Here is a 17,345-nt window from a genome sequence, read left to right as displayed (position 1 = left end):
CAGTACCGCTTTAACCGTCGTTTCGATCTTGCTGCTATGCTTCCCCGCCTCGCTGCTGCCGCTGCCCGGACTGGCAGCCGACCAGAGCGGTGGTTACGCCTAGCGGAAGATTGGCGCTAATCAGGTTTTTCTAAGCCTTTCCTCGTGTGATTTCATTGAAACTCCCTCCACTTTTGCAGTATAGTCCCCTCATCCTCCGATCCGCCCAGTCACCGTGGTTCCCGTCATTGAACGTGCTGTCATAGAGGGGGGTGTGGCTATGTTATTTCCCAGGCGTGAGAAAGAAGTCCGGCATGGAGTACTGCTGGAGAAACCGGTCGATGACCCTCCCTGTTGCCGCGGCTGCGACGGGGTCTGCTGCCGCTCCTTCCCGAGCGTGGAGCTTACCTGGGAGGAATACGAGCAACTCCAGGCCTTGGGCGCCACCCGCCTGGAGTTCGCCCTCTACGGCCCTCCGAGGCTCATGATCGAAAACGGCTGCGAATTCCTGGTGGGAAGCCGCTGCGGCATCTACCTCCACCGCCCCGCCATCTGCCGGCATTTCATCTGCCGGACCGAGGGCGGCGCCTCCTCCGCCTAACCATCCGTACACAGGACACCTTTTCGGTGCCAGGCTGCGGACCACCTCCTGGCCGGCATGGGGGACTGCCCCAAACCTAACGAGCCCACCGGAGGCAGACATGATAAGAGGAGTACTTCTCGATCTCAGCGGCACCATCCATCTCGGCCCCAACCCCTTACCGGGTGCGGTCGCGGCGGTAAGCTCCCTCGAGAAGCGGGGGATACCGGTCCGCTTCGTCACCAACACCTCCCGCAGGACGCGCGAAACCCTCTACCGGGATCTGAACGAGATGGGATTCAGCATCCCGGCCGAGCACATCTTCACCGCGCCGCTCGCGGTCCGGCGCTACCTGGAGCTGCACGGCCTGCGCCCCTACCTGCTGGTCCACCCCAACCTCTTTGCCGATTTCCAGGGGATCCCCCGGGAGAACCCCAATGCCGTGGTGGTGGGGGATGCCGAGGACGATTTCAGCTATCAAAAGATGAACGAGGCCTTCCGGCTGCTCAAGCAGGGTGCCAAGCTCCTCGCGACCGGCCGCACCCGCTACTTCGAGGGGAAAGACGGGCTGGAACTGGACGCCGGCCCCTATGTCGCCGCCCTTGAGTACGCCGCCCAGACCAGCGCGGTGGTACTCGGCAAACCGTCCGCGGAGTTCTTCCTGGAGGCAGCCGAAGAGCTGGGGCTTCACCCCTCGGAGTGCGTGATGGTCGGGGACGATCCGGAATCGGACGTGGCCGCCGCCGTGCGGGCCGGCCTGCACGGGATACTGGTCAAGACGGGGAAGTACCGTGACGGTGACGAGAAGCTGGTCGGCGATGGGGGGATGGTGGCGAGCGACGTGGTCGCCGCCATCGAGTGGGTGTTGGAAAACGTGGCAAAACCAATCAAACAGTAGAACGCGGATGACGCGGATTTGGCGGATTTACGCGGATAACCCATAAAAACATTTTCTGGAAACTTCAAAAGCTTAATCCCGCACCGCAAATACGTTCTCATGTTTCTTCAAAAAAAAGCCGCCCGGGGTGACCCGCTAGCTAGTGGGTTAACGTGGGTATGGTTTTTAGGACCACAGGATGTAGCCTCCAGGGCGTAAAACCGCGCTGGGGGCTACTTTGCGTTTGCCCCCCTCCCGCCCCACGCATCACCAAGCAGTTTGGAGCCTTCCGTTACCTTTAGCGCCGCGCCCTACGCCTAGCCTACCCGCGAGCTTCTTTCCACTTGACTTTCAACAACCAGCACTCTACTGTAATTTACATATAGATGCAAAAAGCATCTGATGGAGGTGTTCGATGGTATCAATTTCCTTCTGGTCCATCACAGCGGTGGTGGTGCTGGTTTCCTGGTGGCGGGACCCGGAGCGGACTAAAAAGGCACTCCGTACCAGCGGCCGATCGCTGCAGGGGCTCATACCAAACGTGCTGGGGATGATCGCCCTGGTCGGCCTGGTGCTCGCGTTGGTCCCACAAGAGATGCTGACCAAGATGTTCACCTTCAAAGGGGTGACCGGCTTTGCACTGATCTCGCTGGTTGGCGCAGTCGTCACCATTCCCGCCCCGATTGCTTTTCCCTTGGCCGGTTCGCTGCTTCGGGTGGGAGCGGCTCCGGCCGCTCTGGCCGCGTTTATCACAACGTTGACGATGGTCGGCATTGTCTCGGCCCCCATGGAGGTATCCTACTTCGGGGTGAGGTTTACCCTGGTCCGGCAGACCTTGAGCTTCGCCGCCGCAATCGTCATAGGTCTGCTCATGGGGGTGTTTCTCTGATGGCAACGCAACTCATGAAATACCGGTTATTTCTCCTGGTCGCAGCCGTCGACGTTACGTTGGCCCTCTGGCGACCAGCGCTGGCCGGACATTCGGCGACGAACGCATTTAGTTTCCTGGCCGAGGTCCTGATGATCCTCCCGCCGGTGATGGTGCTGATAGGACTGCTGGATGCATGGGTCCCCCGGGTGTTGGTGGAGGCGCATCTTGGCCGGGGTGCCGGGTTGCGCGGTGCAATCTTTGCCATCCTCCTCGGGACCGCCGCAGCGGGGCCGATCTATGCCGCATTCCCCATCGCGCTCTCCCTGCGTAACAAGGGGGCGCGGTTGGCGAACATGGTGATCTTCCTGGGCACCTGGGCCAGCATCAAGATTCCGATGCTTCTCATGGAAGGCAGTTTCATCGGCCTGCGCTTCGCCCTTTTGCGGCTGGCATTCACCGTACCGTGCGTCTTGGGTGCCGGCTACCTGATGGAAATGATCATGCCTGAGGATGCCGTGCTCGACGCGGCGGAGCCGGGTTTAAGGGAGGAAACGGCAGTATGACAGCGAAGGTAAGACAGCACTATCGGCATTTGCCTGCGTTCATCCTGTTGGCGCTGGCGGAAAAACCGGTGCACGGAAGCGCGATACACAGCGTGTTGATGGAACGGATGGGGCTTTACCGGCCGGACAGCGGCGCCATCTACCGGACTCTTCAACAACTGGAACAGGACGGCGAGGTCGTCTTTGAATGGGACACCAGCGGGAGCGGGCCGGCGAGGAAGGTCTACAGCCTCACCCCTGCGGGATGGGGAAAATTGGAACAGTGGCGGGAGGATATTGAAATGCGAGTAGTTAACCTGCAGAACTTCCTGGAGATTTTCTCTTCGTTGAAGAAGCCATAGAAGGGGTTGAGGGCATAAACGACAAGCCCTCGGGAGGGAGCGAGTGCCCCGGAGGTACAAAATCAGCCCCTATCCAGGCTTAAGACCTGAATAGGGGCTGATTCGTTTACCACAACATCTTGTGTGCCGTTTGCCGTACCCACGATAACCCACTAGCTAGGGGTGACCCGCGGGCGGCTTTTTTTGTCAGAGGCTAGCTCTTTCTGAGAGTTGTTCGCTCGGAGTGGACGAGAGCTCGCAGACTAGAAGAGGTAGTAGAGGGAGAAGCCGAGGCGGACGCCGTCGACGTCCTTCACCTTGGCGCCGGTCTCCTTGTCGGAGACATCGGTGGACCAGACGTAGGCGACACTCGGGATCAGGTAGAAGTTGTGGGCGACCTGGATGTAGGGGGCGGCCTCGATGTCGAAGTCTTCGTTAGCAGTCACCTTGCTGGTGGCGGTGTTGAAGTTCGCGTCGAACTTGGCATCGAGGGTGAAGGTTTCGTTGATCTCCTTCTCCACGCCGAGGGTCAGGGTGTGGGTGTCCTGCTCGCCGTTGTTCCTGATGGTGGCACGGTAGATGGCGTACGGGGTGTGGTGGCGGTTGAGCTTGTAGCTCGCGGCCACGAATGGGCTCACGTCGGTGGTGCCGGTGCCGCCGGAACCTTTGCCGGCGGTGTCGAATTTCAGGCCGAGGCCGCCGACCACCGCGTAGCGCTCCTCCTCGCCACCCAGCAGGTGAAACTTACCTTGCAGGGCGAAGTCGCCGAAGCCGTCGCGCTGCTCCAGCTCGGGATCCAGGCCGGGCATCTCGACCTTCGCGCGCTCGTTGAAGAGATAGGGGATGGAAGCGGTCATCTCGAAGCCGGGGATGATGCCGACGCCGACGGAGTAGAGGGATTCGGTGGTGTTGTAGTAGACCTTGCCGGTGCCGTCAGCCGGGCTGCCGAGGTTGCCGGCAGCGTGGGTGTACTCGAGGGTGGCCTGGGCTTCCACCTGCTTGGGATCGAGGATGTCGGTTACCAGCAGCTTGTGTTCCGCGCGCGCGGCGGTCGCTGTCATCATCACGAGGCCGAAGACAGCAAGGAAAATCTTCTTCATTGAACTTTTTCCTCCAGGGTTGAATTGTGAAGCAAAAAAATTCATTAATACATCAACTTCACATTAAAGGCAACCCCTGGATCCCCTTGATGCCGAGACAAAGCGGCACACGCTCATTACGAAATAATAGATCTGTCCCGGTTTTCCAGTTTCGTTTCTACGGTTTCTGGATGGCTTCAATGATGGAGCGGAAGGCCCCGGGGGACGCGGGCCTTCCGCGAGTACCACCAGACGATGCTCAGGATGTCCTCCGGCCGGCACGGCTTCCTCAGCACCGGGGAAATCCCGATCCGCGACGCCTCGCGCTCCACCACGAAGGAGGCGTCGCCGGTGATCATGACGATGCGGAGCTTCGGATAGAGCCGCTTCGCCTCCTCCGACAACTCGAGCCCGTTCAGCCCGGGCATGTTGAGGTCGGTGATCATCAGGCCGTAGCCCCCCTTCTTCAGCATGCCGAGCGCCTCCAGCCCGTTGGAGGCTGCATCGACGCCGACTTCTTCCTGTTCGATGACGCACTTCAAGAGCTTTCTGAAATGGTCGTCATCGTCGACTACGAGGACGTTTCCGCGCTCCATGGCCGCCCCCCGATCAAAGTGGCGGAGCTGGGCGCCGGCCGGGGTCGGGCTCAAGCTTCTGGGCCAGCGTACGCTGAGCGGAGGTCAGCACGGCGTTCACCTGGAAGCGCGTCTTCACCCTGGAGACCGTCAGCTCCTCCTCGACCTGGGCCAAAGCGGCCGCCAGGGACTGGACGGAGGCCTCGTCGTAGCTCGTCGCCCACCCGGCGAGACGAAGCTGCGCCCGCAGCTCCTCCCCCTTTTGGACCAGGGAGGCGTCGGCATCGCGGGCGGCCTGCATGATCGCCTCGATCTGGGCCTGCTGGGCAGCGGTCAGATCGAGAGCCTTGGCCATCGACTGCACGGGATCGGGCGGTGGGGGAAACCCTGCCGCGGAGCCGAAGCTCGCCAGCCCGAAGATGAGAAGCGCCACGGTGCTTCCTGCCATTACCTTTTTCATCGTCTCCTCCTTCTGTTGATTGGACACTTGGGGAAGCGCCCGCCGGTATCGGTGTCGATGACTAAAAGGTACCGCAGCGCACCATTAAGTTGGGTAAAGAGATGTGGAGAATTGTCAACGGGGAACGGAGTCAGTTTCAGGAGGCTCTACCTTCAGGGAGAAGAACACTCACCAGCGCCAAAGAATGACATAAGCAGGTGAAACTCCTACGCCGGCTTGACAAGGAGAGCGGCAGACGGCAACCTTTTATGACTGAGAATCGCACCTTATTCTATTCTGGCAGGGCTGGCATGACGATGATAACGTGGAACTTTGCTTTCGTGGTTGGCATTGAAGAGGTCGATCAGCATCACCGGCGCCTGGTGGACCTGCTGAACAAAGGGTATCGCCAGTTGAACGATGACACCTCACCGCTCAACCTTCGACCGGTCCTCATGGAGCTCGTGGACTACGCCAACTATCACTTCGCCTGCGAGGAGAGTTGGATGGCTTCCGCCAGTTACCCCGACCTGCCAAGGCATAGAAAAGAGCATGAGCTCTTTACCGAAAGGGTGCTGGCTCTCACGAGACGGCACCAGGAAGAGAAAGAGGTCACCCTCGAGACCCTGAACTTCATCCACAACTGGATCACCCACCATATCCTCGAAGTCGACGTGGAGTTCGCCGACTTCGTCAAGGCCTGGAAGATCACCAACAAAATACAGAGTCTTACCGCCCGCTGACCGGCTTTTCTTGTCACATCATACCGGTCAACGCGCTCTACTCCCGCGCCGAAAGGGAGTGCGGCTCCCGCCACTCACCAAAGCGGCGCCACCGGCTGTTCCGTGAAGACGGGAACCGGCCCACCCCTTCCGTCGCCGTCGCGGTCGGAGAGCGTGAGCAAGGAGAGGTAGGGCCTCGCGGCCGGGTCGTAGATGACCGTGATCCGCCCGCCTCTTCCCGGGGCGCCGGGGAACCCGTCCCGGCCATCCCTGCCGTCCCACCCCGATTCTCTCCCCTTTGCGCCCATGGCCCCCTCCTCAAAGCAGTATTAAGATCCTCATACCAGCTGACTGTGCAGGCAGTGTGGAGGAAATATGGAATTAACGGCAGCATGGGAATCGGTCAGGGGTGTCGCCGAGACAGTAGTTTTCTTTGCCGCGCCGACATTGACATGTCCAGCCGACGAAGTAGATTAATAGAATCCATTCAACAACTGGCTTTAACCAGGACCCCGACAGGAACCTGCGCAATCCAAAGAGCAAGGGTGGCCTCACTGTCTGATTCGCCACTCTGTGCAGTGGGACGATCCGATGGACCATACACTCAGGAGAGGGGCGATCCTCCTCGCCGTTGTCATCACCTTCGTGCTGCTGGTACTGCCGGCACTCCCGATGGCGGCGCAGGCCGGCGAATTCACCTTCCTGACCGAGCATCCCGGTAAGGCAACCGCGACGGTCACGGTGGCCAACCAGCCGCTGAAACTGCTGAGCCGCCAGGACGCCGCCGCCTACAAGCGAAACCTGGAAAAGCTGCGCGAGCTCATCCTCAAGCAGCCGGTGTTCCACCCCCCCCGCGGGGTGGAGGTGATCGGCTACTTCCGCCCCAACGATTCCCTCCCCGCCTCCACCAAGCTTCCCATCCCCGGCTTCGGGTACCTCCGCTTCCATTTCTACCATCTCGCCCCCAAGAGCGGAAAACCGGTCCGCATCTGCTGCACCACCGACGAGATCCACGTCTCCATCAACGATCCCGGCCAAGGCTTCGACGGCATCGGGGGGGAGAGCGGGTTCGCCTCCAAGGCGATCTACGAACCGCGGAAGGTGGCGGAGATGGCGGGCTTCCCGGTCTACCGGATGGACGGCGGCGACGAGCTCGTGCTCCTCACCCGCAACGGGGTGGTCCCCTGGATACCGGTGACCAGGGAGGAGTACGTCACGGTCTATCTCAAGTACTGGCAGGCGATGGCCAGGGAGACCCCGCAGGAGACCGTGTTCCTCCCGCAGATCGTCGCCAGGCACCGGGCCGCCCTGGAGAGGATGACGCCGGAGGAGCGGAAGATGCAGGCGCGCCAGTTCACCTGGGACCCGTACGAGCCGACCCTCGCGCCGGTGGGGAGCGAAGAGGGACGGCCGCTGGTGCGGATCAACCCGGCCTGGTACGACCCGTCCCTGCCGCGCTCCGCGTTCCAGCTGATCGCCCTCCGCTTCAGCTACAGCGGCAACCTCAACCACGACGCCCCCGGCAAGACGGTGCAAGGCGACGTGAGCCCCTTCAGGGTCTGGCAGGCGCTGCACACCTCGGACTGGGGGGAGATCGGCAAGGCCTTGACCGGTCAATAACCTGAAACGGCCAAAGAACCAATTCAAGTAAGGGGGGGACAGCCATGAAACGACAGCTACTGCTGGGAGGAGTGCTTCTGTTGGCCGGGGCGGCGGTCTGCCACGCCGACTGGCTGAGCGACACGATCCAGGGGGCCGGGAAAAGGCTCGGCAATCGTGCGGTGAACGACGCCGGCAACAGCGCCTACGATTCCGCCAAGGGGGCCGTGAAGGGGGACAAGTCCAAGGCGCCCAACGCGAAGCAGACGCAGGGGGGATCGCCGCAGGGAGGGCAACAGCAGTCGGCGGCACCGTTGCCGGCCGATATCTCCATAGAAGAAGCGGAAAGGGTCCTCACCAAGTTCGACTTCGTCCCGGGTGACCAGATGATCTTCCACGACGATTTCGCCGAGACCGAGGTGGGCGAGTTCCCGCGCAAGTGGACGCTCGACGGCCCCAAGCCCGGCAACAACAACACGGTCGACGTCGTCGAGTACCAGGGGAAACATTTCCTCCGTTCGGTTCCCGGCACCGGGGGGATGCCCCCCGCAACCCAATACCTGCGGCTGGACCAGAAAGGGGACTTCCCGGAGAAGTTCACCATCGAGTTCGACGCCGTCCTCTCGTCGGTCAACAACTCGCCGGTCTACTACGTCATGTACAAGGTCCTCTTCGTCCCCGCCGACAAGAAGATCGACCTCTGGCGGCGCTCAAGCCCTGCCGCGCTCCAGATCTCCGGCCAGGACAACGTCTCCGCCAACACCATGACCAAGGTAAAGCTCAACGACGGCAAGGTACACCACGTCTCCATCAGCGTGAACGGCACCTTCGTCAAGGCCTACGTCGACAACCAGCGGGTGATCAACGACCCGGACGGGGTGAAGCGCCCCATCAAGCAGCTCGGTCTGCAGATGTCCACCCCCAACAACTTCAAGGCCGAGAACGTGATGTTCACCAATTTCAGGCTGGCGGCCGGCGGGAAGGAGATCAAGTCGGCGCTCGACACCGACGGCAGGATCGTCACCCACGGCATCCTGTTTGACACCGGGAAGTCCACCATCAAGGGTGAGTCGCTCCCGACCCTCAAGATGATCCTGGGCCTTTTGAACGATGATCCCGAGCTGAAGTTCTCCATCGAGGGGCACACCGACAACCAGGGGAACAAGAAGATCAACCAGCCGCTCTCCGAGGAGCGCGCGGCAGCGGTCAGGTCGTGGCTGGAAGGAAAGGGGATCGATTCCGGCCGCCTGAAGACCGCCGGCTTCGGCGACAGCAAGCCGATCGACAGCAACAAGACCCCGGAAGGAAGGGCCAACAACCGGCGGGTCGAATTCGTGAAGTTCTAAGCCCGGCGCCAAGAAGGCCGCCCCCATCACCGGGGCGGCCTTCTTCTTTCTACTTACCGGGGCCTTTTTAACCTTGACCGCATGATACATAAATAAGGTATATTACGGTCTATGCCGTGAGGCTAACGAGGCAGGCGGACAAGCAGAAAGAGAAGCTTCCGGAAAAGGTCCGGGGGGCTCTCCTCTTTCTTTTACACGAGATTTCGCGACGAGGGCCGGTGAGGGGTGATTGGCCCAACTATGGCAAGCTCGGTCCCGGCCGTCACCACTGTCATCTGAAGAAAGGGAAGCCGACGTACGTCGCGGTATGGCAAGAAGTTGCCGGGGAGATCCGACTCGTGGAGGTCACCTATGTTGGAACGCACGAAAAAGCACCGTACTGAAAACCAACTGGAGGCCCGTTTCGTCGGGAGCCGGGAGGAGATCGGCAAGCTGCGCGAGTATGCCAAGCAGATCGGGGCCAAAGAGAGCGATGGTGGTGTCACCATTCAAGAAGCCTTCCCCGGTTACGCTGATAACGCCGGCGGGATGGCTATCAGAGGGGCACGCTTCAGGGAAGGGCTGACCCAACGGCAAGTTGCCGAAGCCACCGGCATCCCCCAAAGGCATATCTCCGAATTGGAAAACGGAAAACGGCAGATCGGCAAGGAGTGGGCGAAACGACTGGCAAAAGCCCTCAATGTCGGCGATTATCGACTGTTCCTGTAGCTACCTTCACTGGTTTCCCGCCCCTGGCTTTCGTGTACGTTGAGCATGTCACCTACTGGACCGACCTTTTTCCAGCAGCCCCTGTGACGAGATACCTGGCGTCCGAGGCCCGTCGCCGCTGCCCCCATATTTAATTTCACAACTGCACCTTTTAATGGGGACACTTCTCTTCTATGCTCAATGAGTGGGAAGCTCCCCCGACCGCTCCCGTACCTCTGGCTGCGGACGGAGTTGCCGGTGGAGGCGCTCCCTTTCGACGTCCCTGATGAATGAATTGGCCAACCGATGCAAACGAAAGAGGAGAAGGATCATGATTCCCGAGAAGCTGCTGGAAATACTGAAACAGGATGGCATCGTCGCCATCGCGACGTTGGGGGAAGACGGGCCGCACATGGTCAACACGTGGAACAGCTACGTCAAGATCACCGAAGAGGGGCGGTTGCTGATCCCCGCCGGCTATATGAACCGCACCGAAGCTAACGTCGCCTCCAACCCCAACATCCTCATCACCCTCGGGAGCAGCAAAGTCCAGGGGCTGCACGGGCCGGGCGCCGGATTCCTCATCAAAGGGAAGGCTACCTTCGAAACCTCCGGCCCGGACTTCGACCTCCTGAAGGCCAAGTTCAGCTGGGTCCGCGCCGCCCTGGCGGTCGATCCCGAATCCATCACCCAAACCTGGTAGCCCCTCCCCCCCGTTCGACTCCTTATACCCTCACCCTTCAGGGGTGGCCGAAGGCCCGACTCTTTATACCCTCGCCCCTTCAGGGGAGAGGGTGGCCGAAGGCCGGGTGAGGGAGGTTTTGTCGGAGCCCTACCCTCACCCCCGCCCCTCTCCCCCAGTGGGGGCGAGGGGAGAGGTAAAAAGGGGAGAGGGTGGCCGAAGGCCGGGTGAGGGAAGGTTTTCTTCGCCGCCCTGACTTGTTTCATGACCCCCGCGGCCCGCAAGGTGAAGGCGGTATCCATCGGAACTCCTCCGCTTTCCAGCACCTTGGCCGTCCACGTATTGCAGGTGTCGAAGATGACGTAATACCCTACCGCATCGAAGAACCTCCCCTCCCCATGCGCGCCGTCCTTGAGAGGATACGGGCGGTGGCTGGCGTCGAGCTTGAAGCTCGCCCGCAACCGCTCCCTCATCCGCGCCAAACCCGTTTCCGACACGTTGAGCTCCACGATCTCGCTTCCGGGGAACGACTTCGCCGGAGTCGCCGGAATGGAAAAGACATGCATGACGCTGGGATTTCGCCAGAACACCGTCTTCAGGAAGACCCAGCTACTGACCTTTTCCGCCTGGTAGAATTCCGCCTCGCCCCAGCCGAACTCGTAGTACCTCCCCGGCGACAGATACTCCTTCACAAAGGCAAGCTCTTCCCCGAGGTCATCCGCCGACAACACGACGCCCGTATGCCATCCGTGCGCCGGCATCCAAGACCGAGCGCTCCTCGGCCTTGGATGCCGGCGGGTATTTCCACGTCTTGCCGGCAGCGCACCCGGTAAGGAGCATCGTCAACACCACCGCCACCAGCACCCGCCATTTCCGCCGCAGCAAATCGTTACCTGTAGTGGACATCGCTCCTGCCCCCGTGGCTTTTCCAGGTGAGCTACCAGGTAAAGGATGCCAGAAAGGCGGGATTTTAACATCCGTAAGGAGGCGCGGCCCTGTATGCCCACCGTTTCTTCATGCCGCGTGGGCACAGGGTGCCCACCCTACGAGTATCAGTCAGGCCGCGTGGGCACGGATTGTCCCCCCCTACGGGTATCAGTTGCTGCGGACGACGAACTCCATAAAGAGCCAGGCAACGACGAGGGAGACGGGAAGGATGTACCAGATGATGCGGCCGACGGAGTGGCGTTCCGGCCGCGCCGGCCAGCCGTCGTGGAGAAAGGCAAAGGTCACCCCGCGGCCGGCGCGCCATTCGAGGTTCCAGAACAGGCCAGCCAGGAAGTAGAGGAAGGAGGAGGCGTAAAGGTTCTCGAGCCACATGGGAGTGTAGGAGCCGTCGCGAAGGAGGATATAGAGGTCGTACGACCAGCTGGCCGAGAAAAGCCAGAGGCAGAGGGCGCAGTAAAGCTCCCACGCCCTCCCCTGCCGGCGGATCGTCTTCCAGATGACACCGACGGCCCAGGGAGCGGAGAGGAAGGTGAAGGTCGCCATGAAGAAGGCGTCGAAGTAGTCCCAGGTCGGGTCGCCGGTGTAGGGCGCGATGACCGAGGTGCCGACGGCCCCGAGGAGGAAGGTGGAGACCTTCCACGGGACGGCCAGAAACCGGCGGTACCCCGGCTGAAGCAGCGTGCATGCGTCCCGCTTCAGGCCGATGAGGATGAACGCGGTGACGGTGATCAACGAATATGCGGTGACATAGATCTTCATGCCGACGTTATCGGAAGATGCTTGCCAAACTTGAAGGAAAGACGTGATGCGCTCAGGGGAGCGGACCGCAAGGATCAACGTTTTCCTGTTCCAGCCACCGGGGTGGATCGTGAGCCAGGATGGCCTCGACCAGCGGCGAGAGGAAGGGATGGCGTGAAGCCAAGGCTGCCAACTTCCCGGTGTCGAGGCGGTCGCAGATTTCTCCATACCGGGCCAGCAACTCCGGGGTCATGAGGTGGGGATGCAAGGTCCGTTGCAGCTGATCCTGTATCCGCGCCATGATCCGCACTCCGCCCAGGTCGAGGTCACCCCAGTGGAAGAACGGGACGCCGGAGGGAAGCTCGTGGTCGAGCATCCGGATCAGCGACAGCGTTTTCGACGAGGGGAAACCGGCCGTGTAAAGAACCAGCCCCTCATCCTCCACCTCGGCGACATGCCGGTTGAAGGAGGCGGGGTTCTCGATGAACAGGACGTAGGAGGGCAGAGACGGGAACTCCACCCCGTCGACGGACTGCGGAGGGAAACCGAGGTAGGGGCGGACGGCGCGAAAGTCGAACAGCCGCCCCCGGTTGCGGATGGTTATCGGCCCCCTGAAAAGGACCGGGTGAGGGAATTTCACCAGCCCCAGCGACTGGTAGAGCTCGGCAGGGTCGAGCTCATCCCCCGGAAACTGCCGCTGCCAGATCCGCGAGAAACGGGGCATCATCCGCTCCATCGCCTTGGAATCCCCGACATGGCGCGCGCTGAAGGTGCGCAGATCCAGCCCCTCCTGCTTCCCGGCCGCGACGGCGTCCAGGGCCCGAAGAAGCTCCCCGGCCTCACCCACCTGTGTCACCGCCAAACCGTGGGCGGTTTTTCCCACCCGCCAATGCTCGGCCATCTCCTCGGCCAGATCCGCGATCCAGGAAGGCATCCCCGCCACGACCGGCCGGAGGTCTCCCAAGGCACGCGCCGCCTCGACGCTCGCCACCGGCAGGCCGAGAAAAGCGGCGAGCTTCGCGCCGTCAGTCAGGGTGATCCGTTCAACGAGATGGGCAGTGGTGAGGCGCCCCCATTTCAGATGTATCGCCTCCTCGCGTTCGGCAGAGTTCAGGTAGGCGTGCAGGGCGTCCTTGTCGTCGAGATTCTCCGCCTCGAAATAGGAAAGTGCCCGGCTGCGGGTGATGGGAAGCGAGACGGCCATATCGGGGGAGGCCTCCCACTTCCGAAGCATCTTCAGCAGCAACTCCTCTCCGTACCGGCTCATGGTGCGGGGACCTCGAACGGCGCCAGGGAAGGCTCAGACGGCGGCGCGAAGTAGGGATTGTCCGATCTCAGCAGGCGCTGCCCCTCCTCGGTCGGGTACTCCACCTCGAGATCGACGTTCCCGCCGTCCCGGAAGATCCGGACGATGGTGCTCATGTTCTCCGACATGATGCCGTACTTCTCGTCGGGAGCCGCCAGGATCACCTGCAGATGGATGTCCTTCAAGAAGGTGAGGCAGTTGGAGCAGTTCTCCAGGTCGAGCTTGTTGAACGCCTCGTCGAAAAGGGCCAGCGCCACGCCGCCGCGCCCCTCACCGGTCGCCGTGGAGCCGATCCGGTAGGCGGAGGCGAGCGAGGCCCCGATCGCCACGTAAAAGGGGGCCTGGTTCTCGCCCCCCGATCCCTTCTGGATGCGCTGCTTGAGCGAGGTCTTCTGGGTCCCGTCCTTGTCGAACATGGTGAAGTCGAAGACCAGATAGTTGCGGTAATCCTCCAGGTGCTTGGAATGATTCTCGTCCTTGAGCGCCTCCGCGATCTCCTCGATCGCCTCCCGATGCGGTGAGGAGGGATCGTTCGCCAGGTCGAAGAGGCCGCCGACGTTGGCCTGGCTGGCGGCGTCGAGCGAAGCGATGTAGGAGAGGATCTTCTCGTACTGCGGATTGTTCTTCCACTTGAACTGGTAGATCTCGTCGTGGAAGGGGCGCTTCTTGAGGTGGCGGTTCAGGTCGGTGACGAGCGACTTCACCTTCTCCAGCCGGGCGTTCAGGTTGACGACGAACTTGGCCCGGAAGGCGATCTCCGCCTCGTAAAGCGCGCGCGAGGACTTCTCCCGGTATTCCGCCAGCGCCGTGTCTTCCAGGCTCTTCTTCATCAGCCGCACGGCGTAGGAGACCTCCTCGAAAGAGCCGTCTCCGGCCGGCACCGCCTCCTCCGAACTCTGCAGGTAGCGGTTGCAGTGTTCCCGGAACTGTCCCCGGGCCTTCTCCTCGGTCCGGCCGATCCGGTCGGAAGCCTGCCTCGCCTCCTGCTCGGCGTGGTCGATCAGGGCGTTGTAGTCCCAGGAGAATTTTTCCCGCAGCCTTTCCATGACGTCCATCGCCTCGGCAGTGACGAAATGGCGGCTGTGGCTTGAGTTGTCACGCTCCTTGCCGAAGTGGTCGAGCATCCGCTCCTTGGCCTCAAGCTCGCTTTTTAGCTTGGCGATGGCATTTTGCAGCTCGACCGTCTTTTTCTTCAGCGCCTCGCGCCCTCTCCTCGCCTCCTCGATCGCCTTCTCCAGGGCGGCAATGGAACCCTTGAGCCCCTTGTCCTCGTGCTGGGTGAGATCCTGGATCTCCTGCCTGAGCCCTTCCAGCCGCCCCTGCCCTTCGTCGCGCACCCGGGCCAGCTCCTGGAGGCTTAGCGGGAACTCCTTCAGCGCCTGCACCTTCCCCAGGGCCTGGCGAAGCCCGAAGAGGATCTCGACGTTTTTCTGGAGGGCCTCGCGGTCCAGGTTCTTCTCCCGCGCCTCCTCCTGGATCCGCTCCAGGAGTTGCTCCCTCGACTGCCGGCCGAGGATGGAATCAACCGGCCGCATCGCGGTGGTGGCCCCGCCGGTGTAGAGCATGAGGTCGGCGGTGGCGGCCCGGTCGTGCTTGATGAGCTCCTGCTCGGTCTCCACCCGCATGACGTTCCCGAGGTGCCGGTTGACGTAGGCACGCGCGTGCTCGTTGTCGGTGGTCACCAGTTCCGCCAGCGACCCCGGCAGCGCCTTATTGAGCCAGCGGCCGCTCTTGGTGGTGTCGACCACCCGCTGCCCCTTGTTGAACTGGCGCCCTTCCCGCCGGTAGACCCGGATGGCGTCGGTCGCCTGCGCCGGATCGACGATTAGCGCCTCGCGGTGCGCTCCCAGGCAGCTCTCGATGGCGTTTCGCCAGCGCGGGTCGGAAACGTCCACCAGGTCGCACAAAGGCGTGGAGGGGATCTTGAATTCCGCCAAGAGGTCGCAGAGGCTTTCCGTCTCGTCGCTGATCGCCTTCCCCACCTTCAGCTTGGCCGCCCGCTTGGCGAGCTCGGTCACCTGGCGGTCGATGTCGACCAGCCGGGACCCGTACGCGCTGCTGCTCTTCTCCAGGGACGGCAGGTGCTCTTCGATGGCGGCGAGCAAGGTGGAAACCGTCACATCCGCCGCTGCCGGGTCCGAGGGCCAGAGCGACTCCAAAATCCCCTCTCCCGTGGTGACCAGGCCGTTGGCGTCCCGGATGGCGCGGGCGAGCGGCGCCGGTGCCGCCTCGACAAGCTCTTTTCGCTCCGGAAGCCCCTTGAGGGTTTTCCTCACCCCGGCCAAGGCCTTGAGGGCATCGCCCGTCTCCCGTTCCGAGCGCTCCAGGTCGAGCTCCAGCTTTTTCTTGCGGTGCTCGAGGTCGGAGTTGGCGAGCAGGGCCTTCTTCTCCGCCAGCGCACCGATGTCGTTCTCTATCTTGAGATCGAAACGTTCCTCCTCCTGGGCGATCTCCTCCAGTTGGGACTCGGCCGCCTCCAGGGCCTCCTGCTCGGGGCCCAATAGTTCCATGATGCGGTCGATCTGGGCGGTATGGCCGATCCAGGTGAAGGTCGCCTGGGCCTTGTGCGCCTTGATGGCGGCGTCGCAGGTGGCGGTGATGGCGGCGAGGTTCTCGATCCTGGTCGCCACCTCCTCGGCCTTGGTGCTCATGTCCCGGTAGTTCTTGAGCGCGCGGCGCAGGTCACCGAGCCTGAGCGACTCGTCCTCCTCCAGGATGAACTTCCTGACGAACTCGGTGGTGTCGGTGATGGGGGAAAAGACGATGGCGTTCTTCAGGTTCTTGAGGATGGTCTCGTCGTCGTTGGGGTACCCCTTGTCCTCGCTCAACTGGGCGAAGAGCTCCTTGGTGAAGCGCCCCGCCTGGGTCGGGAAGGAGACCGTCCCGGGGAAGCGGCGGCTGAAGGAGTGCTTCACCTCGCTCCAGGGAATGGTCTCCCGTCCCTGCGGGGTGGAGCGGACGAAATCGCCGATCCCCACCGACAGGCCGGGGACGATGAAGCGCCCGTCGACCCGCTCGTCGGGGTCGGAAAGGGTGGCGCTGAAGGCGAGTCCCACGCAGCTCTCCTCCCCGGTCGCCTCGTCGATGAATCCGAGCGCGAGATAGGTGGTCGCCTGCTCGCGCGGGCGGATGGAGGCGGAGAGATTGGGATCGTCCACCACCCCCAGGCAGTACTCCCGGATGCTCCGCCGGCTCCGCTCGCCCGCTCCCGCGTTGAGCATGACCCGGTTCTTGTTGGCGCCGGTCAAAACCGTCTGCACCGCGTCGAGGATGGAGGATTTCCCGGAGGCGTTGGGGCCCACGATCGCCATGTTGCCGCGCACCGGGATCTCCACCGCGGAAAGGAGATACCACTGGACCAGTACGATCTTGTTAAGCTTCTTCATCTGCGCTCTCCCCGGTTACCTCGCTCACCTCTTCCTCAGCCTCCTCTTCGCCTCCCGCGATCATCGACTCGAGCTGGCTTATATACCCTTCGGTGGTGACCATGCGCACGGCGGGACGGATCTGCAGGGAGATCACGCGGTCCTGCTCGTCCTCCACCTCGATGATGCCGAAGCGGCAGAAGGTGCGGAGGATCTCGCGCAGGCGCACGAGTCCCGGGCGCTCGCGGCGTACCAGGGTCTGGTACCGGTTGAGGAGGGCTTCGGTCTCGGTGAACACTGACCCCTGGCGCGCCTCGAACCTCTCCACCCCCTCCTCGTAGAGAAGGCGCAGGCAAAGGAGGAGCAGCGACTCCTCCTGGCTCAGTTGCACCACCCGCGCGCCGTCCTGCGGCAGGATGCCGACCAGCCCGTAATCCTGATCGTAGACGAGCCGACGGTTAAGGGCATCGAAGAGGTTGGTGAAATACGGTATGTGGCCGATCACCCGGTGGTAGTGTTTCCTGTCGCGGCTTTGGTCGGCGTAGAGAAACTGCCGTTCGAGGAGGACCGACGCCGTCTGCCGCATATCCGCCGCCAGCAGGTCCCCTTCCGCATCCAGCACTCTCTTCAATTCGTAAAGCATCCCGTGCTCCTTACTAATACGTACAG

Annotated in this window: 18 protein-coding genes and 2 pseudogenes; 11 read left to right on the top strand and 9 right to left on the bottom strand. The window is 62.2% G+C overall.

Features of this window, described 5'->3' with window-relative positions; all coding sequences use genetic code 11:
- The 6 genes and pseudogenes from ACYVL5_RS15640 to ACYVL5_RS15615 all read left to right on the top strand — a co-directional run.
- A pseudogene (locus ACYVL5_RS15640) lies at positions 1-120 on the top strand (IS1595 family transposase); the annotation flags it as partial.
- A gap of 139 nt (positions 121-259) precedes the next feature.
- A complete protein-coding gene (locus ACYVL5_RS15635; protein ID WP_460596510.1) occupies positions 260-580 on the top strand; it encodes a YkgJ family cysteine cluster protein in 321 nt (106 codons plus the stop codon).
- Positions 581-680: 100 nt separating this feature from the next.
- A complete protein-coding gene (locus ACYVL5_RS15630; RefSeq protein WP_460596509.1) occupies positions 681-1,457 on the top strand; it encodes an HAD family hydrolase in 777 nt (258 codons plus the stop codon).
- Positions 1,458-1,851: 394 nt separating this feature from the next.
- Positions 1,852-2,325 (top strand): permease, encoded by a 474-nt coding sequence (locus ACYVL5_RS15625; RefSeq protein ID WP_460596508.1) that lies wholly within the window; start codon positions 1,852-1,854, stop codon positions 2,323-2,325.
- Positions 2,325-2,870 (top strand): permease, encoded by a 546-nt coding sequence (locus ACYVL5_RS15620; RefSeq protein ID WP_460596507.1) that lies wholly within the window; start codon positions 2,325-2,327, stop codon positions 2,868-2,870. Before ACYVL5_RS15625 ends, ACYVL5_RS15620 begins: the two co-directional genes overlap by 1 nt.
- Positions 2,867-3,211 carry a PadR family transcriptional regulator gene (locus tag ACYVL5_RS15615; RefSeq protein WP_460596506.1) on the top strand — a complete coding sequence of 115 codons (345 nt, stop codon included), beginning with the start codon at positions 2,867-2,869 and terminating at the stop codon, positions 3,209-3,211. Before ACYVL5_RS15620 ends, ACYVL5_RS15615 begins: the two co-directional genes overlap by 4 nt.
- Positions 3,212-3,453: 242 nt before the next feature.
- Here the strand turns inward: ACYVL5_RS15615 and ACYVL5_RS15610 are convergent, their stop codons facing one another.
- The 3 genes from ACYVL5_RS15610 to ACYVL5_RS15600 all read right to left on the bottom strand — a co-directional run bounded on the left by ACYVL5_RS15610 (position 3,454) and on the right by ACYVL5_RS15600 (position 5,304).
- A complete protein-coding gene (locus tag ACYVL5_RS15610; RefSeq protein WP_460596505.1) occupies positions 3,454-4,290 on the bottom strand; it encodes a hypothetical protein in 837 nt (278 codons plus the stop codon).
- A gap of 176 nt (positions 4,291-4,466) precedes the next feature.
- The gene (locus ACYVL5_RS15605) at positions 4,467-4,865 is read right to left on the bottom strand and encodes a response regulator (protein ID WP_460596504.1); all 399 of its coding nucleotides are present in this window, start codon (positions 4,863-4,865) and stop codon (positions 4,467-4,469) included.
- Positions 4,866-4,878: 13 nt separating this feature from the next.
- Positions 4,879-5,304, bottom strand: a complete 426-nt coding sequence (locus ACYVL5_RS15600; RefSeq protein ID WP_460596503.1) for a Spy/CpxP family protein refolding chaperone — start codon at positions 5,302-5,304, stop codon at positions 4,879-4,881.
- Between the two features lie 290 nt (positions 5,305-5,594).
- On the opposite strand from ACYVL5_RS15600, the gene ACYVL5_RS15595 reads away from it, so the two are divergent.
- Positions 5,595-6,026: a bacteriohemerythrin gene (locus ACYVL5_RS15595; protein ID WP_460596502.1), complete on the top strand. Its 432-nt coding sequence runs from the start codon at positions 5,595-5,597 to the stop codon at positions 6,024-6,026.
- Positions 6,027-6,100: 74 nt separating this feature from the next.
- Here the strand turns inward: ACYVL5_RS15595 and ACYVL5_RS15590 are convergent, their stop codons facing one another.
- Positions 6,101-6,313, bottom strand: coding sequence for a hypothetical protein (locus ACYVL5_RS15590; protein WP_460596501.1), 213 nt, complete (start codon positions 6,311-6,313; stop codon positions 6,101-6,103).
- Positions 6,314-6,596: 283 nt separating this feature from the next.
- Between ACYVL5_RS15590 and ACYVL5_RS15585 the strand changes: the two genes are divergently transcribed.
- The 4 genes from ACYVL5_RS15585 (at position 6,597) to ACYVL5_RS15570 (ending at position 10,340) form a co-directional block, all read left to right on the top strand.
- Complete coding sequence (locus tag ACYVL5_RS15585) at positions 6,597-7,625, top strand: hypothetical protein (RefSeq protein WP_460596500.1); 1,029 nt, start codon at positions 6,597-6,599, stop codon at positions 7,623-7,625.
- A 44-nt stretch (positions 7,626-7,669) separates the two neighbouring features.
- Positions 7,670-8,950, top strand: a complete 1,281-nt coding sequence (locus tag ACYVL5_RS15580) for an OmpA family protein (RefSeq protein ID WP_460596499.1) — start codon at positions 7,670-7,672, stop codon at positions 8,948-8,950.
- 351 nt (positions 8,951-9,301) lie between these two features.
- On the top strand, positions 9,302-9,658 hold the full coding sequence (locus ACYVL5_RS15575) for a helix-turn-helix domain-containing protein (protein WP_460596498.1): 357 nt from the start codon (positions 9,302-9,304) through the stop codon (positions 9,656-9,658).
- A gap of 310 nt (positions 9,659-9,968) precedes the next feature.
- Complete coding sequence (locus tag ACYVL5_RS15570) at positions 9,969-10,340, top strand: pyridoxamine 5'-phosphate oxidase family protein (protein ID WP_460596497.1); 372 nt, start codon at positions 9,969-9,971, stop codon at positions 10,338-10,340.
- Between the two features lie 323 nt (positions 10,341-10,663).
- On the opposite strand, the pseudogene ACYVL5_RS15565 reads toward ACYVL5_RS15570, so the two are convergent.
- From ACYVL5_RS15565 to ACYVL5_RS15545, 5 genes and pseudogenes are all read right to left on the bottom strand, one after another.
- Positions 10,664-11,080, bottom strand: a pseudogene (locus tag ACYVL5_RS15565) (DUF2459 domain-containing protein); the annotation flags it as partial.
- A gap of 334 nt (positions 11,081-11,414) precedes the next feature.
- Positions 11,415-12,026, bottom strand: a complete 612-nt coding sequence (locus ACYVL5_RS15560; RefSeq protein WP_460596496.1) for a hypothetical protein — start codon at positions 12,024-12,026, stop codon at positions 11,415-11,417.
- A 52-nt stretch (positions 12,027-12,078) separates the two neighbouring features.
- Entirely contained in the window at positions 12,079-13,272 is a 1,194-nt protein-coding gene (locus tag ACYVL5_RS15555) for a Wadjet anti-phage system protein JetD domain-containing protein (RefSeq protein WP_460596495.1), read from the bottom strand.
- The gene (locus ACYVL5_RS15550; RefSeq protein WP_460596494.1) at positions 13,269-16,697 is read right to left on the bottom strand and encodes an SbcC/MukB-like Walker B domain-containing protein; all 3,429 of its coding nucleotides are present in this window, start codon (positions 16,695-16,697) and stop codon (positions 13,269-13,271) included. The genes ACYVL5_RS15555 and ACYVL5_RS15550 overlap by 4 nt, the downstream gene beginning before the upstream one ends.
- Complete coding sequence (locus ACYVL5_RS15545; protein ID WP_460596493.1) at positions 16,684-17,319, bottom strand: DUF4194 domain-containing protein; 636 nt, start codon at positions 17,317-17,319, stop codon at positions 16,684-16,686. The genes ACYVL5_RS15550 and ACYVL5_RS15545 overlap by 14 nt, the downstream gene beginning before the upstream one ends.
- Positions 17,320-17,345: the final 26 nt, after the last annotated feature.

The sequence above is a fragment of the Geomonas sp. Red276 genome, assembly GCF_054784495.1.
The sequence above is the reverse complement of the archived record's forward strand: the minus strand, read 5'-3'. Positions and strand labels throughout refer to the sequence as shown.

Excerpts from the sequence above, each read along its gene's own strand:
- ACYVL5_RS15590 (WP_460596501.1), bottom strand. The coding sequence starts at position 6,313 with ATGGGCGCAAAGGGGAGAGAATCGGGGTGGGACGGCAGGGATGGCCGG.
- ACYVL5_RS15545 (WP_460596493.1), bottom strand. The coding sequence starts at position 17,319 with ATGCTTTACGAATTGAAGAGAGTGCTGGATGCGGAAGGGGACCTGCTG.
- ACYVL5_RS15560 (WP_460596496.1), bottom strand. The coding sequence starts at position 12,026 with ATGAAGATCTATGTCACCGCATATTCGTTGATCACCGTCACCGCGTTC.
- ACYVL5_RS15600 (WP_460596503.1), bottom strand. The coding sequence starts at position 5,304 with ATGAAAAAGGTAATGGCAGGAAGCACCGTGGCGCTTCTCATCTTCGGG.
- ACYVL5_RS15580 (WP_460596499.1), top strand. The coding sequence starts at position 7,670 with ATGAAACGACAGCTACTGCTGGGAGGAGTGCTTCTGTTGGCCGGGGCG.
- ACYVL5_RS15605 (WP_460596504.1), bottom strand. The coding sequence starts at position 4,865 with ATGGAGCGCGGAAACGTCCTCGTAGTCGACGATGACGACCATTTCAGA.
- ACYVL5_RS15555 (WP_460596495.1), bottom strand. The coding sequence starts at position 13,272 with ATGAGCCGGTACGGAGAGGAGTTGCTGCTGAAGATGCTTCGGAAGTGG.
- ACYVL5_RS15575 (WP_460596498.1), top strand. The coding sequence starts at position 9,302 with ATGTTGGAACGCACGAAAAAGCACCGTACTGAAAACCAACTGGAGGCC.
- ACYVL5_RS15550 (WP_460596494.1), bottom strand. The coding sequence starts at position 16,697 with ATGAAGAAGCTTAACAAGATCGTACTGGTCCAGTGGTATCTCCTTTCC.
- ACYVL5_RS15615 (WP_460596506.1), top strand. The coding sequence starts at position 2,867 with ATGACAGCGAAGGTAAGACAGCACTATCGGCATTTGCCTGCGTTCATC.
- ACYVL5_RS15595 (WP_460596502.1), top strand. The coding sequence starts at position 5,595 with ATGACGATGATAACGTGGAACTTTGCTTTCGTGGTTGGCATTGAAGAG.
- ACYVL5_RS15620 (WP_460596507.1), top strand. The coding sequence starts at position 2,325 with ATGGCAACGCAACTCATGAAATACCGGTTATTTCTCCTGGTCGCAGCC.
- ACYVL5_RS15625 (WP_460596508.1), top strand. The coding sequence starts at position 1,852 with ATGGTATCAATTTCCTTCTGGTCCATCACAGCGGTGGTGGTGCTGGTT.
- ACYVL5_RS15635 (WP_460596510.1), top strand. The coding sequence starts at position 260 with ATGTTATTTCCCAGGCGTGAGAAAGAAGTCCGGCATGGAGTACTGCTG.
- ACYVL5_RS15570 (WP_460596497.1), top strand. The coding sequence starts at position 9,969 with ATGATTCCCGAGAAGCTGCTGGAAATACTGAAACAGGATGGCATCGTC.
- ACYVL5_RS15585 (WP_460596500.1), top strand. The coding sequence starts at position 6,597 with ATGGACCATACACTCAGGAGAGGGGCGATCCTCCTCGCCGTTGTCATC.
- ACYVL5_RS15630 (WP_460596509.1), top strand. The coding sequence starts at position 681 with ATGATAAGAGGAGTACTTCTCGATCTCAGCGGCACCATCCATCTCGGC.
- ACYVL5_RS15610 (WP_460596505.1), bottom strand. The coding sequence starts at position 4,290 with ATGAAGAAGATTTTCCTTGCTGTCTTCGGCCTCGTGATGATGACAGCG.